Origin of the sequence: Arthrobacter sp. 9MFCol3.1 (genome assembly GCF_000620385.1) — a bacterium.
GTDB lineage: Bacteria > Actinomycetota > Actinomycetes > Actinomycetales > Micrococcaceae > Arthrobacter.
Window position 1 is genome coordinate 66,119 of the sequence record NZ_KK211132.1, and the last position, 13,829, is coordinate 79,947.

Annotated in this window: 15 protein-coding genes; 1 reads left to right on the top strand and 14 read right to left on the bottom strand. The window is 65.7% G+C overall.

What is annotated here, in order from left to right:
* Positions 1-56: 56 nt before the first annotated feature.
* From atpA to C560_RS0120520, 8 genes are all read right to left on the bottom strand, one after another.
* The gene (gene atpA, locus C560_RS0120490; protein WP_026539619.1) at positions 57-1,694 is read right to left on the bottom strand and encodes a F0F1 ATP synthase subunit alpha; all 1,638 of its coding nucleotides are present in this window, start codon (positions 1,692-1,694) and stop codon (positions 57-59) included.
* A gap of 83 nt (positions 1,695-1,777) precedes the next feature.
* Positions 1,778-2,605 (bottom strand): F0F1 ATP synthase subunit delta, encoded by an 828-nt coding sequence (locus C560_RS0120495; protein ID WP_026539620.1) that lies wholly within the window; start codon positions 2,603-2,605, stop codon positions 1,778-1,780.
* Positions 2,605-3,156 carry a F0F1 ATP synthase subunit B gene (locus tag C560_RS0120500; RefSeq protein WP_018775706.1) on the bottom strand — a complete coding sequence of 184 codons (552 nt, stop codon included), beginning with the start codon at positions 3,154-3,156 and terminating at the stop codon, positions 2,605-2,607. The genes C560_RS0120495 and C560_RS0120500 overlap by 1 nt, the downstream gene beginning before the upstream one ends.
* A 48-nt stretch (positions 3,157-3,204) precedes the next feature.
* Positions 3,205-3,423: an ATP synthase F0 subunit C gene (atpE, locus tag C560_RS0120505; RefSeq protein WP_003804776.1), complete on the bottom strand. Its 219-nt coding sequence runs from the start codon at positions 3,421-3,423 to the stop codon at positions 3,205-3,207.
* 125 nt (positions 3,424-3,548) lie between these two features.
* Positions 3,549-4,349 (bottom strand): F0F1 ATP synthase subunit A, encoded by an 801-nt coding sequence (atpB, locus tag C560_RS0120510; protein WP_018775705.1) that lies wholly within the window; start codon positions 4,347-4,349, stop codon positions 3,549-3,551.
* Positions 4,350-4,440: 91 nt separating this feature from the next.
* On the bottom strand, positions 4,441-4,791 hold the full coding sequence (locus C560_RS23150; RefSeq protein WP_081801780.1) for a hypothetical protein: 351 nt from the start codon (positions 4,789-4,791) through the stop codon (positions 4,441-4,443).
* Entirely contained in the window at positions 4,784-5,269 is a 486-nt protein-coding gene (locus C560_RS0120515) for a hypothetical protein (RefSeq protein ID WP_026539621.1), read from the bottom strand. Before C560_RS0120515 ends, C560_RS23150 begins: the two co-directional genes overlap by 8 nt.
* Positions 5,270-5,398: 129 nt before the next feature.
* Complete coding sequence (locus C560_RS0120520) at positions 5,399-6,523, bottom strand: MraY family glycosyltransferase (protein WP_026539622.1); 1,125 nt, start codon at positions 6,521-6,523, stop codon at positions 5,399-5,401.
* A gap of 323 nt (positions 6,524-6,846) precedes the next feature.
* Between C560_RS0120520 and C560_RS0120525 the strand changes: the two genes are divergently transcribed.
* Positions 6,847-7,743 (top strand): glycosyltransferase, encoded by an 897-nt coding sequence (locus tag C560_RS0120525; RefSeq protein ID WP_026539623.1) that lies wholly within the window; start codon positions 6,847-6,849, stop codon positions 7,741-7,743.
* A gap of 20 nt (positions 7,744-7,763) precedes the next feature.
* On the opposite strand, the gene C560_RS0120530 is transcribed toward C560_RS0120525, so the two are convergent.
* From C560_RS0120530 to C560_RS23505, 6 genes are all read right to left on the bottom strand, one after another.
* Entirely contained in the window at positions 7,764-8,531 is a 768-nt protein-coding gene (locus C560_RS0120530; protein ID WP_026539624.1) for a WecB/TagA/CpsF family glycosyltransferase, read from the bottom strand.
* Positions 8,528-9,277, bottom strand: coding sequence for an L-threonylcarbamoyladenylate synthase (locus tag C560_RS22505; protein ID WP_043423524.1), 750 nt, complete (start codon positions 9,275-9,277; stop codon positions 8,528-8,530). Before C560_RS22505 ends, C560_RS0120530 begins: the two co-directional genes overlap by 4 nt.
* Positions 9,274-10,194 (bottom strand): peptide chain release factor N(5)-glutamine methyltransferase, encoded by a 921-nt coding sequence (gene prmC, locus C560_RS0120540; RefSeq protein WP_026539625.1) that lies wholly within the window; start codon positions 10,192-10,194, stop codon positions 9,274-9,276. The genes C560_RS22505 and prmC overlap by 4 nt, the downstream gene beginning before the upstream one ends.
* Positions 10,195-10,210: 16 nt before the next feature.
* Positions 10,211-11,284, bottom strand: a complete 1,074-nt coding sequence (prfA, locus tag C560_RS0120545) for a peptide chain release factor 1 (protein WP_026539626.1) — start codon at positions 11,282-11,284, stop codon at positions 10,211-10,213.
* Positions 11,285-11,461: 177 nt separating this feature from the next.
* On the bottom strand, positions 11,462-13,594 hold the full coding sequence (rho, locus tag C560_RS0120550; protein WP_026539627.1) for a transcription termination factor Rho: 2,133 nt from the start codon (positions 13,592-13,594) through the stop codon (positions 11,462-11,464).
* A 69-nt stretch (positions 13,595-13,663) separates the two neighbouring features.
* Positions 13,664-13,825, bottom strand: a complete 162-nt coding sequence (locus tag C560_RS23505; protein ID WP_155846932.1) for a hypothetical protein — start codon at positions 13,823-13,825, stop codon at positions 13,664-13,666.
* Between the last annotated feature and the right edge of the window lie 4 nt (positions 13,826-13,829).

The window sequence follows — 13,829 nt, forward strand, 5'->3', positions numbered from 1 at the left end:
CCGATGGCCGGGACTGCCGGAACCCGTGCGGGTCCCGGCAGTCCCTGCCAGCGAAACTAGCGCTTCTGCTTGACGATTTTTTCCTGGTCGACCTGATCCTCGCCGATGGGGGCGTGCTCCTCGTGCCCCGCACCGACCAGGAGGTTGTCTCCCTCGCCGAAGAAGCCCTTCTTGAAGTCCACGATTGCGGTCTTCAGTGCTTCAGCGGTGTCATCGTCCATGACGTTGGTCTGGGCCAGCGTCGTCAGGATGGAGGACTTGTGCTTGAGGTGCTCCAGGAACTCGGTCTCGAAGCGGTTGATGTCTTCAACCGGAACCTCGTCGAGGTGGCCGTTGGTGCCGGCCCAGATGGAAACGACCTGGTTCTCGACCGGGAACGGCGAGTACTGGCCCTGCTTGAGCAGTTCCATCAGGCGTGCACCGCGGGTCAGCTGCTGGCGCGATGCGGCGTCCAGGTCCGAGGCAAACATGGCGAAGGCCTGCATGTCGCGGTACTGGGCCAGTTCCAGCTTCAAGGTACCGGAGACCTTCTTCATGGACTTGACCTGGGCGGCGCCGCCAACACGGGAGACGGACACACCAACGTCGACAGCGGGGCGCTGGTTGGCATTGAAGAGGTCCGACTGCAGGAAGATCTGGCCATCGGTGATGGAGATCACGTTGGTCGGGATGTAGGCGGAAACATCGTTCGCCTTGGTCTCGATCAGCGGCAGACCGGTCATCGAGCCTGCACCGAGCTCGTCGGAGAGCTTGGCACAACGCTCCAGCAGACGGGAGTGCAAGTAGAAGACGTCGCCCGGGTAGGCTTCGCGTCCCGGCGGGCGGCGGAGCAGCAGCGACACTGCACGGTAGGCCTCGGCCTGCTTGGACAGGTCATCAAACACGATGAGGACGTGCTTGCCGCCGTACATCCAGTGCTGGCCGATGGCCGAACCGGCGTACGGTGCCAGGTACTTGAAGCCTGCGGGGTCGGACGCCGGGGAAGCCACGATCGTGGTGTATTCCAGGGCGCCGTTGTCCTCGAGGGTCTGGCGGACGGCTGCGATCGTGGATGCCTTCTGGCCGATCGCCACGTAGATGCAGCGCACCTGCTTCGTCACGTCGCCGGAAGCCCAGTTGGCCTTCTGGTTGATGATCGTGTCGATGGCAATGGCGGACTTGCCGGTCTGGCGGTCACCGATGATCAGCTGGCGCTGGCCGCGGCCGATCGGGATCATGGCGTCGATAGCCTTGAGTCCGGTCTGCATCGGCTCGTGGACCGACTTACGCTGGGTCACGCCGGGTGCCTGGAGTTCCAGGGCACGGGTGGTCTCGGCCTTGATCTCGCCGAGGTCATCGATGGGCTGGCCCAGCGGGTCAACCACGCGGCCGAGGAAGGCGTCGCCAACCGGCACGGACAGAACCTGCCCGGTGCGGTGGACTTCCTGGCCTTCTTCGATTCCGGTGAAGTCACCGAGGACGATGACGCCGATTTCGCGGACGTCGAGGTTCTGGGCCAGGCCCAGCGTGCCGTCTTCGAAGCGAAGCAGCTCGTTCGCCATGACCGAGGGAAGGCCCTCAACACGGGCGATGCCGTCACCTGCGGTTGTTACACGGCCGACCTCTACGCGCTCTGCGTTTCCGGGTTCGTAGGACGCCGCGAACTCGTTCAACGCATTACGGACGTCGTCGGCGTTGATGGTCAATTCGGCCATCTGCAGTCCCTGCTCTCCTGTTTTCGTGATCATCGTTGCTCACGATGACCGGGGTTTCTTGTCGTTAGGTTGTGCTTGTCCGGCTAGCCGGCAAGCTGACGCTGGAGCTGGCCCAGGCGGCCGGCGACCGAAGCGTCAACCACTTCGTCACCTACCTGGATCCGGATGCCACCGATCAGTGCCGGGTCAACGTTCATGTTGATCTTGAGCTCGCGCCCGTAAAGGGTGTTCAGCCCCGCCTGCAGGCGGCTGATCTGCGTCTCCGTCAGCGGACGGGTGACGTCGACCGTTGCAATCCAGCGCTGCTGGCGCTTGGCGGCAAGCTCGGCGAAACGGCGAACCAGCCTGGTGACCTTAAGCCCGCGCGGAGCCGTGACGGCCTGTCCGATCAGGACTTTCGCTTCCGCACTCGCACCGGGTACGAGCTTGTCGGCGAGGGACACCTTCGCGGCCGGGCTGGCCTGCGGCTCGGACAGAGCACGCTGGACCTCGTGGCTGGACTCAACGGCCTGGTTGAAGGAGAACAGATCGTTCTCCAGCTCTTCCAATCCGGTGAGCCCGGAGGCAGAGACGGCCGACTTGTTCTCGGCAACAGCGATGACCACCGAAGCGGCAAGAGTCTCGAGTGCATCGCCGATATCCCGTGCCGATGCCCAGCGGGAGCTGGCCAGTCCGGCTGCGATTTCAACAGCGTCAGCAGATACTTTCCCGCCGAAGAGCTGCTTGACCAGCGCCGACTTTTCGTCACCGCTGCGGGACGGGTCGGTCAGGGCGCGGCGCAAGCCGGCCGAGCTGTCGACCGTTCCCAGGATTCCGAAGAGTTCCTTTGCCAACTGCAGCGACGCGGTGGGAAGCTTGGCCTCCAGTGCCGCCAGCGCAGCGGCCAGCGATTCGCTCGATACACCTGCCATTACTTAGCTACACCCGCGTTCTGGTTCTCCAGATCTGCCAGGAAGCGGTCCACCACTCGGGCCGACCGTGCATCGTCGCTCAGTGCCTCGCCGACGATGCGGCTTGCCAGCGTCGTGGCCAGCGTGCCGACCTCCGCGCGGAGCGACACAACGGCCGCCTGGCGCTCGGACTCGATCTGCGTGTGGGCCTGTGCGGTGATGCGGGCAGACTCGGCAGCCGCCTTCTCCTTCAGCTCTGCAAGGATCTGGGCACCTTCGGCGCGTGCTTCCTCGCGGATGCGGTTGGCTTCGGTGCGGGCTTCCGTGAGCTGTGCCTTGTACTCTTCGAGTGCTGCGGAGGCCTCGGCCTGGGCCTTTTCGGCCTTGGCGATACCGCCCTCGATGGCTTCGGCCCGCTCTGCGAAGGTCTTCTCGAACATCGGGACAACGTACTTGACCACGATGAACATGAGGAGAGCAAAGCCGGCGAAGACGACAAGCATTTCCCAAGGATTGGGAACGAGGGGGTTAGTACCGCCTTCGGTGGCGGCTGAGATGATCGCTTGATTCATATTTCACCCGTCCTTATCTACTCGGTTCTGGATGTTCGGTTGTTCTGTTTACTTGAGAACGAACGCGAAGACCAGGCCAAGGATGGCGAGGGCTTCAGTCAGCGCGAGGCCGAGGAATGCGATCGGCTGCAGGACGCGCTGGGCTTCCGGCTGACGTGCCACACCGTTGATGTAAGCGGCGAACACGAGACCCACACCGATACCACCGCCGATGGCGGAGAGGCCGTAGCCGATGAGGTTGAGGGAGCCGTTGATGGAGCCTTCCATTTTTCTTCCTTTCAAGATGCCACCCATGTGGCAGGTTGTTTGGGTTGCTTCATCCCCGTGAGGGGAAGACTATGTTGTGCCGGCTGGGGTTGTGCCTTCTGGCGTTTGCGCCTGAAGGCATTCGCCTAGTGGCTGTCGGCGTGCAGCGCGCCTTCGATGTAGATGGCGGTCAGCAGCGTGAAGACGTAGGCCTGCAGCACCATGATCAGCGCTTCGAGCATGTACATGGCGATCGCACCGCCAAGGACGAGTACGGACGCGCCCTTGAGGAGGACGTTTTCCTGCATCACGAGGTATTCGATGCCAGCACCGGAGATCATGATGATCAAGTGGCCGGCCAGCATGGTGGCGAACAGACGGAGGCTGTGCGTGACCGGGCGGACCAGGAAGTTGGAGATGATCTCGATCGGGACGACGATCGGGAGAATGTAGAACGGCACACCGGACGGGACCGTGGCCAGCTTGAAGTACTTCAGGCCGCTCTTCCGGACGCCGACGGCGATCCAGGTGACGTACACGATCGCTGCGAGCACGTAGGCCCCGCCAACGTGCGAGAAGGTCGGAAGCTGGATCAGCGGGATTGCCCCGTAGATGTTGTTCACGAGGATGAAGAAGAAAAGCGTGAACAGCAGCGGGACATACTTCATGAAGTCCCGGCCGCCGATAATGTCCTTGGCGATGCTGTTGCGGACGAAGCTATAGGCGGCCTCGCCTGCGAACTGCAGCTTGCCGGGAACGAGCTGCTGCTTCCGCGCAGCGATCACAAAGAATGTACCGATAATGACGACCGACAGGATGACCAGTAGCATCTGCTTGGAAAATCCGTCGGCAGCACCCCAGGGGATGATAGCCGGCAGGTGAAGTTCTTCAATTCCAGGAGGCGTGAAGGTTCCTGAATCTTGGGCCGGGAGCGCAAGCGCGATCAACGCGTTTCCTCTCTGCAGTGTCCATCATTGGGCGTTGGGCGGGGACCGGCGACATTGGTGCCCGCCTCTCCCCCTGTGAAATTATTTGGCATTACTGTTCCTCGTCCTGGGACGGGCCACGTGCAGCAGTGCCGTCATCAGCTGAAGTTCTGTTACTGGTGAGGCCGTGCATATGAGAAAGATAGAACCCTCCCGCAGCTCCAAGCAGAGCGCCTGCGAGCACAATCCAGCGGGTTCCCCACAGATTATCCAGACCCCACCCTATCAAACTCCAGACGATGATTCCGCCAACAATGTAGCTGAAGACGGCGATTCCGGCGTTGTATCCGCCGTCGCTTCCGTCGGTCGATACACCGGGGGCACCGGCCGTAGTTTTGGGTGATTTGGCTGGCTGGTTTTTTGGTCCGGTTACCGGCTTGCGGCCGGTTTTGCGGCTAAACATCGGTGCCGCCTTTTCGGGTTTCGGGATCGTTGTAAATCTGGAGCCGGGCCTTGCTGAACCCGTAAATTTCGGCTGCCTGCCAGAACACGACGGTGACGACGGCGCCGATCAGGAACCAGCGGCCGTGCAGCCAGGCCGGAGCGCCGATGACGAAGAGGACGACGGCGAAGCCGACCACTTTGACGAAGTACGTCGCGACGAACAGTCCGATCGCTCCGGAGGGGTTGCTGCGGCCGACGAAGTGGCCCACCGCGAGGCTGATGGCAAAGAAGGCCATCACCAGCGCGCCCCCGAAGAGCGCGGACCAGAACCCCACGGCGCCGTTGAAGACGAAGGCGGCGATGCCGGTCAGCAGCAGGGCTGCGGCGGAGGCGGCGGAACTCATTGCCAGCAGCCTGAGCCACAGGGATTTTGTGGGGCCGGAGACGCCAACGGGTCCGTTGCCGGAAGCGGGTTCCGGTTCGGCGTTGGAGGTCATGAGATCCCAATCGTCGCTGGCGTATTGCTGGTCAAGGCAGGCGGCGAAGTACCGCCCCTGAATTCTACATTAGATAGAAATTATTCGGAAAAGCGCGCCGGAGCAGGTTCGTCCGGCATGCCGGGCAGGCTATTCGGGGGTGCGGGCCATCTGTCGCGGACCGCGCTGGCGGAGGTAGGGCCAGGCTGTCACCACGGCCATGATTGCCGCGGCGGCCAGATCGACGGCGAGGACTATGTGCCAGGGGAAGATCGCAAAGGCGAGGCCGCCAAAGGCCAGGATGCAGGTCCACAGATACATCAGCACGACGGCGCCGCGGTGCGAGTATCCGATGTCCAGGAGTTTGTGGTGCAGGTGTCCGCGGTCCGCCGACCACGGCGACCGGCCCAGCGCTGTCCGCCGCACCACCGCCAGGCACAGGTCCAGCAGCGGCAGGAACAGTACCGCGAACGGCAGCAGGATGGGGATGATCGTGGGGATGCCGTTGGCGCGGTCGTAGAGGCCGGAGCTGATTTGGCCGGTGGAGACGACGCCGGCCGAGGCCATCAGCAGGCCAATCAGCATGGCCCCGGAATCGCCCATGAAGATTTTGGAGGGAAACCAGTTGTGCGGCAGGAAACCGACGCAGCTGCCGACCACGACGGCGGTCAGCAGGGTGGCGAGGTCCGAGCGGTCCAGCAGCACGGCCGTCCGGTGCACCCAGTAGGCCGTGAGGAAGAACGCCGCCCCGCCGATGATCGCCACGCCCGCGGCGAGGCCGTCCAGTCCGTCGATGAAATTGAACGCATTCATGGTGGTCACGATCAGACCGGCCGTCAGCACGATGCTCACGGCCTCGTTCTGAATCACGATCGGCTCGGGGATGAACGGGATGATCGTCATCCGGACTCCCCAGGTGGCTACGACCAGTGCCGCGGCGCTTTGGCCGATCAGCTTGACCCACCACCGGAGATCCAGCAGGTCGTCCGCCACGCCGACCACGACGATCACGGCGGCCCCGGCCAGGATTCCCCATGGCGCCGTGTTGTTCCGGAAGATGTCCTTGACGAAGAACGAGTTGCTGGCCGTGACCAGGGCAACCAGGACGCCCGCGAAGATGCCCAGGCCGCCGAGCCGTGAGATCGGGGTGGAATGCATGTCGCGGCTGCGGATCGGGGAATACAGTTCCAGCTTGTTGCCTGCGAGCCGGGCACCCCATGTGGCCGCGTAGGTCACGATCGCTGCCGTCAGCATCATGAGCAGGTACATGATCACGGGACGGCCACCAGCCCAACACCGTCAGTGCCGTCAGTGCCGTCAGTACCGTCAGTGCAGGCAACACACGCCGGCACCTCCCGCAGCACCGGACGCGCCGGTGAGCTGCGGAAATGGGGTGGATTCAATTGCCGTGGAACTGTCTTTCGAAAAATGAAACTTCTCCGTCGCCGTGCGCAGGGCAGGCAGTGCGTAGTGCCTGACAGGGCTGTATTACAGTGGACTCTAGTCAAGATACTAATGCCAACGGCCACCTGTCTTCGCGTCACACGGCCCTCTGCCGGCGGGAAAACCACTGACGGTCGTGCTGAAAGGACCCCGCGATGACCCCCTCGGTTGCAGTCGCTGCCGTGACGTTTGACCGTCCCAGGGAGCTGGCGGTCCTGCTGGACGCCATCAACAGCCAGACCGCTCCAGTGCAGTCCATTTGCCTCGTCGACAGTGGCACCGTGCCCTCGAAGGAGGTTGCCGGCAAGCACGCCAACGTGGACTATGTCCGGTCCGAGGCAAACCTTGGCGGCGCCGGCGGATTCTCGCTGGCCATCCTCAAGGCCGTGGCCAGCGGGGCTGACTGGATCTGGATGATGGACGACGACGCCGAACCGGCAGATCCCGGCTGCCTTGCCACGTTGCTCCGTGAGGCCCAGGACCGTGACCTGGACGCCGTCGTGCCCCTCGTGGTGGCCCCCGGCCACCCGGACCAGCTGTCCTTTTTCTTCCGCCTGGGCGGCAAGGTCACGCATGAGCGCGCGGAAGTGGAAAAGGTCGGCTTCCTGCCCGACGACGGGCACTTCTTCAACGGCGCCCTGATCCGTTCCGATGTCTTCTTCAAAGTCGGCCTGCCGGACATGCGCCTTTTCATCCGGGGCGACGAAGTGGATTTCACGCTCAGGCTCAGGAAGGCCGGGATCCGCTTCGGCACGGTGACCACCGCCGCCATCACGCACCCGCATGCCTTCTCTGAGACCAAGCACGTCTTCGGGGCGCGGTGGCACGTGATTGTTCCGGATTCCGCGTTCAAGCGCTACTTCTACTACCGGAACCGCGGGTACATGATCCGCCGCCACTTCCGGGTCAAGTCCTTCATCGCGGATGTGGGCGGCTACCTCGGCTACTTCCTGCGCAGCGGCGACTTCCGCGGGCTCGCTGGCTGGTTCCGTGCCTTTTCCGCCGGGCTCCGCGGCAAGGGCTTCGGCCCGCTGGAGGACCAGAAGTTCTAACCGCCGCCGGCGCCGGCAGCCTAGGGCTGCCGGCGCAGGCGCCGGCGAAGCAGCAGGCCCAGCAGCACCCAGGGCTCACCGAACACCCGGTAGGCCACCCGCTGCGGGTGGAGCAGGAGCCGCCAGGCCCACTCGAGCCCGAGCCGGCCAATCCAGCGCGGCGCCAGTTTCTGCACACCGGCAATCTGCTCGATGGCGCCGCCGACGGCGCAGTACACGGCCGGCGGAAGCGCGGCAAGCCGGCGGGCCAGGACCTGTTCCTGCAGCGGCATCCCGAGGCCCAGCAGCACAAGCTGCGGGCGCAGCCGGTTCAGCCATTCGACCGCGGCTTCCTCAACGTCCTTGTTCCAGCCTTCGCCGGGCATGCCGTCGACCCGCGCCCCGGGGACGATCTCCCGCAGCCTGGCCACGGCGCCGGCGTTGGCCACGGCGCCTGCGCCGATAACCGCTATGCGCTCCAAGCCCGCGACATTGCCGAGCGCGGGAATCCAGTCCGTCGACCCCAGCCGGTAGTCCATCACCGGTTCCCGGCCGTCGTCCTCTTCGCCGGCCTTCGCCCAGAGCCAGAGCACCGGTGCGCCGTCGATCAGGACCACGTCGCTGCGCTCGTAGAAAGAGCGGAAGGCGGGATCGGAGTGCAGCAGCGTCACGCTGTGCAGGTTGTGCCCCACCACGATCCGGGTCCGGCCCTCGGCCATGAAGGTGCTGAGGACCGCGGTCAGCTCGGACACGGTCACGGGGGTCGCTTCGACCTCGAGGAAGGGGACGCGCTGGCGCTCCAGCGTCATGCGGAACCGGGCTCCGGCGCAGGATCGCCCGGCGCAGCGTCGGACTCCACAGCAGGCTCCACAGCTTCCGCAGCATCGGGGGCGTTGCCGTCGACGTCCAGGACGCCGGGCACCACGCCGCGCAGGCGTTCAAGGCTGATGGCTCCCTGCCGGACGACGCGCAAGGGCAGCGACGTCGCGTCGACGATGGTCGAGGCGAGGGCCTCGGCGCCGTCGGCGGGCCGGGGGCCGCCCTCAAGGTAAACCTCGACGGATTCCGCCAGCTGGGCCTCGGCATCCGCCGCGGTCTGCGCCGCTGCGTGCCCGGTGCGGTTCGCGGAGGACACCGCGAGGGGCCCGGTGAGCGTCAACAGGTCCTGGGCGATCTCGTCGGCCGGGATCCGCAGGGCGACCGTGCCCTTGGTCTCGCCGAGATCCCAGTCCAAAGACGGCTGGGCATGCAGGATCAGGGTCAGGCCGCCGGGCCAGAATGCCTCGGCCAGCCGCCGCGCCTCGGGCGGAACGTCCGTGGCCAGGCCATCGAGGGCGTTCAGCCTGGGGATCAGCACGGGCGGCGGCATCTTCCGGCTCCGGCCCTTGGACGCAAGCAGCAGGGTCACGGCGAGCGGTGAAAAGGCGTCGGCGGCGATGCCATAGACCGTGTCCGTGGGAAAGACCACGCACTTGTTCTCCCGGATGGCCCGCTGGGCGTGCTCAAGTCCCGCAGCGCGCTCCTCGGCTGCCGTGCAATCGTAGCTAGTCGTCACTGGCCCATTCTTTCATCACTTGTCACACGATTTTTCGCAGATTCCGGCTCCAACGGTGCCAGGACGGCGCTGGTGGCCCGGTCCTTGCCGTTGAGGTCCCGGTGCGTTGTTACGTCGGCGAACACCCCTGCGCGGTTGAGCATCGCGGCGATCCATTCCGACTGGACCTCGGCGTGCTCCATCACGAAGTAACCGCCGGGGACCAGCAGGCGGGCCGCCGAGGCTGCCGCCGCCGTCGGAAGTTCCATCCCGTCCGCTCCCCCGCCGTACAGCGCCTCGGGCGGGTCGTGCAGCGCCACTTCGGGTTCGTTCGGGATCGCTTCGGCGGGAATGTAGGGCGGGTTGGAGACGACGACGTCGAACGTGCCGTTGTGTTCGCCCAGCGCGTCGCGCAGGTCGCCGCGGATGAGGTGGACACCCAGGGGAGCCAAGTTTTTCGCGGCCCAGGCATGCGCGAATTCGCTGTACTCGACCGCGTGGACTTCCGCGCCGGGAAACTCGTGGGCGATCGAGCCTGCGATCGCCCCGGATCCGGTGCCCAGGTCCACGACCTTGGGGTGCGCCAGGCCGTCCCTGCCCTTGAGCCAGTCCAGCACCAGCTGCACCACGGATTCGGTCTCCGGCCGCGGGATGAACACGCCGGGACCGACGGCGAGTTCGAGGTAGCGGAAGTGCGCGACGCCCGTGATGTGCTGCAGCGGGATCCGCTGCGCCCGTTCGGCGACGAGGTCGGCGTAGCCCTCCGGCGCCGGCGAGTCGCCGAGCATCAGCGCGCGCAGCCGGCCGGGCCCGACGCCGAGCAGGTGCCCTGCCAGGAGCTCGGCGTCCACGCGCGGGCTGGGCACGCCGGCCGCCGCGAGGACCGCCGTCGCCTCGCTGACCGCCGCCGCGAGGCTCGGACCATCACCTGCAGTCATCACCAGTGGCCCGCGCCTATTCGCCGATGGCGTCGAGCCGGGACTGCTCGTCCAATTCGATGGCCGACTGGATCACCGGTTCGAGGTCGCCGTTCATGACCTGGTCCAGGTTGTAGGCCTTGTAGCCGGTGCGGTGGTCCGCGATCCGGTTTTCCGGGTAGTTGTAGGTGCGGATGCGCTCGGAGCGGTCCATGGTGCGGATCTGCGACTTGCGCTGCGCCGAGTTTTCGGCGTCGATCAGCTCCTGCTGGTGCGCCAGGATGCGGGCCCGCAGCACGCGCATGCCGGCCTCACGGTTCTGCAGCTGCGACTTCTCGTTCTGCATGGCGACGACGATTCCGGTGGGAAGGTGGGTGATGCGCACGGCGGAGTCGGTGGTGTTGACCGACTGCCCGCCGGGACCCGAAGAGCGGTAGACGTCGATCTTGAGATCGTTCTGGTTGATCTCGAGTTCCTCGGGCTCGTCCACTTCAGGCAGCACCAGCACGCCGGCGGCCGAGGTGTGGATGCGGCCCTGGGATTCGGTGACGGGGACACGCTGGACCCGGTGCACGCCGCCTTCGAACTTGAGCCGGGCGTACACGCCTTCAGCCGGATCGTTCGAGCTGCCCTTGACGGCCATCTGGACGTCCTTGTACCCGCCGAGGTCCGATTCGGTGGCGGAGATGATCTCGGTCTTCCAGCCGCGGGATTCCGCGTAACGGCTGTACATCCGCAGCAGGTCCGCGGCGAACAGGGCAGCCTCGTCGCCGCCCTCGCCGCCCTTGACCTCGAGGATCACGTTGCGGGAGTCGTCCGGGTCGCGCGGGATCAGCAGCCGGCGCAGCTTGGCCGCCGCTGTCTCCAGCGCGGCCTCCAGCTCAGGCACTTCGGCCGCGAACTCGGGGTCCTCGTCCGCCATTTCCTTGGCGGCGGCCAGGTCATCGCGGATGCTTTCCCAGCGGTGGTAGGCCTCCACAATGCCGTTCAGCTGGGCAGAGCGCCGCCCCAGCTTCCGGGCCAGCCGCTGGTCAGCGTAGACAGCAGGATCCCCCAGCTGGGCCTGGATCGAGTCGTGCTCATCCAACAGGCCCTGTACGGACTCAAACATTTTCAAACCTCTTTCGACTCTCTCAAGTCTAGTTACTGCAACGCGGGGTCACTTACCGCCCATTCCAACGGCCCTGATGGGCCGTAGGTGACCCCGCGTTGCTCCACGCGAAGGGGCGGGGGCGGAAAACCCGCGCGGCGAACCACGCGAGGGATCCACTCCCCGCCCCTACGTCAGCTACTTGTCGTTATCGGACTTCGCACCAAGCGTCGTCTTCTGCACCTGCATGAGGAACTCGACGTTGCTCTGGGTCTCCCGGATCTTGTTGGTCAGCAGTTCAAGGCTCTGCTGCGTTTCGAGTCCGGACAGGACGCGACGCAGCTTCCACATGATCTTGACTTCCTCGGGGGAAAGCAGGTTTTCCTCACGGCGGGTACCGGACGCGTTGACGTCCACGGCCGGGAAGATGCGCTTGTCCGCGAGCTGGCGGGACAGGCGCAGTTCCATGTTGCCGGTGCCCTTGAACTCTTCAAAGATGACCTCGTCCATCTTGGAACCGGTCTCGACGAGCGCGGTGGCCAGGATGGTCAGCGAGCCGCCGTTTTCGATGTTGCGGGCTGCACCGAAGAAGCGCTTCGGCGGGTACAGCGCGGCGGAGTCCACACCACCGGACAGGATGCGGCCGGAGGCCGGTGCTGCCAGGTTGTAGGCACGGCCCAGGCGGGTCATGGAGTCCAGGAGCACCACAACGTCCATGCCCATTTCCACGAGGCGCTTGGCGCGCTCGATGGAAAGCTCGGCCACGGTGGTGTGGTCGTCGGCGGGACGGTCGAAGGTGGAGGCAATGACCTCGCCCTTGACGGTGCGCTGCATGTCCGTGACTTCTTCGGGACGTTCGTCAACGAGCACCATCATGAGGTGGACCTCAGGATTGTTGGTGGTGATGGCGTTGGCGATGGACTGCAGGATGAGCGTCTTGCCGGCCTTCGGCGGCGAAACGATCAGACCGCGCTGGCCCTTGCCGATCGGGGCCACGAGGTCGATGACGCGCGGGCCGATCTTCTTCGGGTCCGTCTCGAGGCGCAGGCGCTCGGAGGGGTACAGCGGGACGAGCTTCGCGAACTCGACGCGGTCCTTGAGCTCTTCCGGCGTCTTGCCGTTCACCGAGGTGACGCGGACCAGGGCGTTGAACTTCTGGCGGGCGGACTGCTGGCTGCGGTCCTCGCCTTCGCGCGGTGCACGGATGGCGCCAACGCAGGCATCGCCCTTGCGCAGGTTGTACTTCTTGACCTGGGCGAGCGAGACGTAGACGTCGTTCGGGCCCGGCAGGTAACCGGAGGTGCGGATGAACGCGTAGTTCTCCAGCACATCGAGGATACCGGCGACCGGCAGCAGGACATCGTCCTCGGTGACCTCGACGTCGTCGACGTCGGGTCCCTGCTGGCGCCCGCGGCGGCGGTCGTTGCGGTCGCGGAAGCGGTCGTTGCGCGAGGAGTTGTCGCGGCTGTCCTGCTGGCCCTGGCGGTCACCGCGGTCGTTGCGGTCACGACGGTTGCGGCGGTTCCGGCGGCTTCCGCCGTCAGAATCATCGCTGTCGCGGGTGTTGTCGCGGGTGTTCTCGCGGGTGCCGGCGGACTCGTCGCGGCCGCCGCGGGTGCGGGTGTCGCGCCGCTGGCCGTCTTCGCTGCCCGGCTCGCGCTGTTCACGCTGTTCAGTGCGCTGTTCACGCTGCTCGCGCTGTTCGGTGCGCTGCTCGGCGGCGGGCTGTTCGGCCTGGGCCTCGACGGCGGTCTGGCCGGCCTCCGTGGCCTGGGCTGCGGCTTCGCCGCGGCGGCGGTTGCGGGTGCGCGGCTGCCTCGTGCGGTCGCTGCCCTCGGTCCCGGAAACGGCAGAACCGGATTCGGCAGTGGCGGGGGCGCCGGAGTCGGTGGAAACCGCGGGGGCTTCAGCCGGGGCGGCGGCGGGTGCCTCAACGACGGGCGCCGTGACGACGCCGTCGCTGCCTGCACGGCGGCTGCGGCCACGGCGTGCGCGGGGGCTTTCCTGGGCGGGGGCCTCATCGGCGGCGGGCGCCGTTGCGGGCGCAGCTGCCGGGGCGGCTGCGTGGGAAACAGTGCCGTTGTCGCTCGCCTTTTCGGCCGCGCGGGCCGGAGCCTTGCTTACCGGAGTGCCTGCACGGTGGGCGGAAATGGCCGTGACCAGATCACCCTTGCGCATGCGGGAACCGCCGGAAATGCCCAGTTGGCTGGCGAGGGCCTGGAGCTGGGCGAGCTTAAGGCCTGCAAGGCCGCTGCTCTTGGCGGGTGCTGCCGTTGATTCGGCAGCAGAAGATGTATCCACAGCCGGAGACAGCTCAGTGGTTTCGGTCACGAAGGATCCTTCCCCCTCGACGGCGTCCAGGCTAGGAGCTGGACGCGGTGATTTGATCTGGGCTGCAGTTCAGATCTGCAGCCGGGATTTCGGCCTTGCCGGATGGATTTCGGCCAGCAGGGCCGGATATTGCTTCACCATGCACGATCCGAGAATGAGGAACGGCGGGCTGAGTTTCAGGGGGCAGATCAATTCTGCTGATTCCTGCGTCAGACCGAAAGCAGGTGGCACCGGA

What these genes read in the sequence shown, in the direction of transcription:
- C560_RS0120495 (WP_026539620.1), bottom strand. Translation starts at nt 2,605, where the DNA reads ATGGCAGGTGTATCGAGCGAATCGCTGGCCGCTGCGCTGGCGGCACTG.
- atpA (WP_026539619.1), bottom strand. Translation starts at nt 1,694, where the DNA reads ATGGCCGAATTGACCATCAACGCCGACGACGTCCGTAATGCGTTGAAC.
- prmC (WP_026539625.1), bottom strand. Translation starts at nt 10,194, where the DNA reads ATGACTGCAGGTGATGGTCCGAGCCTCGCGGCGGCGGTCAGCGAGGCG.
- C560_RS0120525 (WP_026539623.1), top strand. Translation starts at nt 6,847, where the DNA reads ATGACCCCCTCGGTTGCAGTCGCTGCCGTGACGTTTGACCGTCCCAGG.
- C560_RS0120500 (WP_018775706.1), bottom strand. Translation starts at nt 3,156, where the DNA reads ATGAATCAAGCGATCATCTCAGCCGCCACCGAAGGCGGTACTAACCCC.
- C560_RS0120530 (WP_026539624.1), bottom strand. Translation starts at nt 8,531, where the DNA reads ATGACGCTGGAGCGCCAGCGCGTCCCCTTCCTCGAGGTCGAAGCGACC.
- prfA (WP_026539626.1), bottom strand. Translation starts at nt 11,284, where the DNA reads ATGTTTGAGTCCGTACAGGGCCTGTTGGATGAGCACGACTCGATCCAG.
- C560_RS0120515 (WP_026539621.1), bottom strand. Translation starts at nt 5,269, where the DNA reads ATGACCTCCAACGCCGAACCGGAACCCGCTTCCGGCAACGGACCCGTT.
- C560_RS23150 (WP_081801780.1), bottom strand. Translation starts at nt 4,791, where the DNA reads ATGTTTAGCCGCAAAACCGGCCGCAAGCCGGTAACCGGACCAAAAAAC.
- atpE (WP_003804776.1), bottom strand. Translation starts at nt 3,423, where the DNA reads ATGGAAGGCTCCATCAACGGCTCCCTCAACCTCATCGGCTACGGCCTC.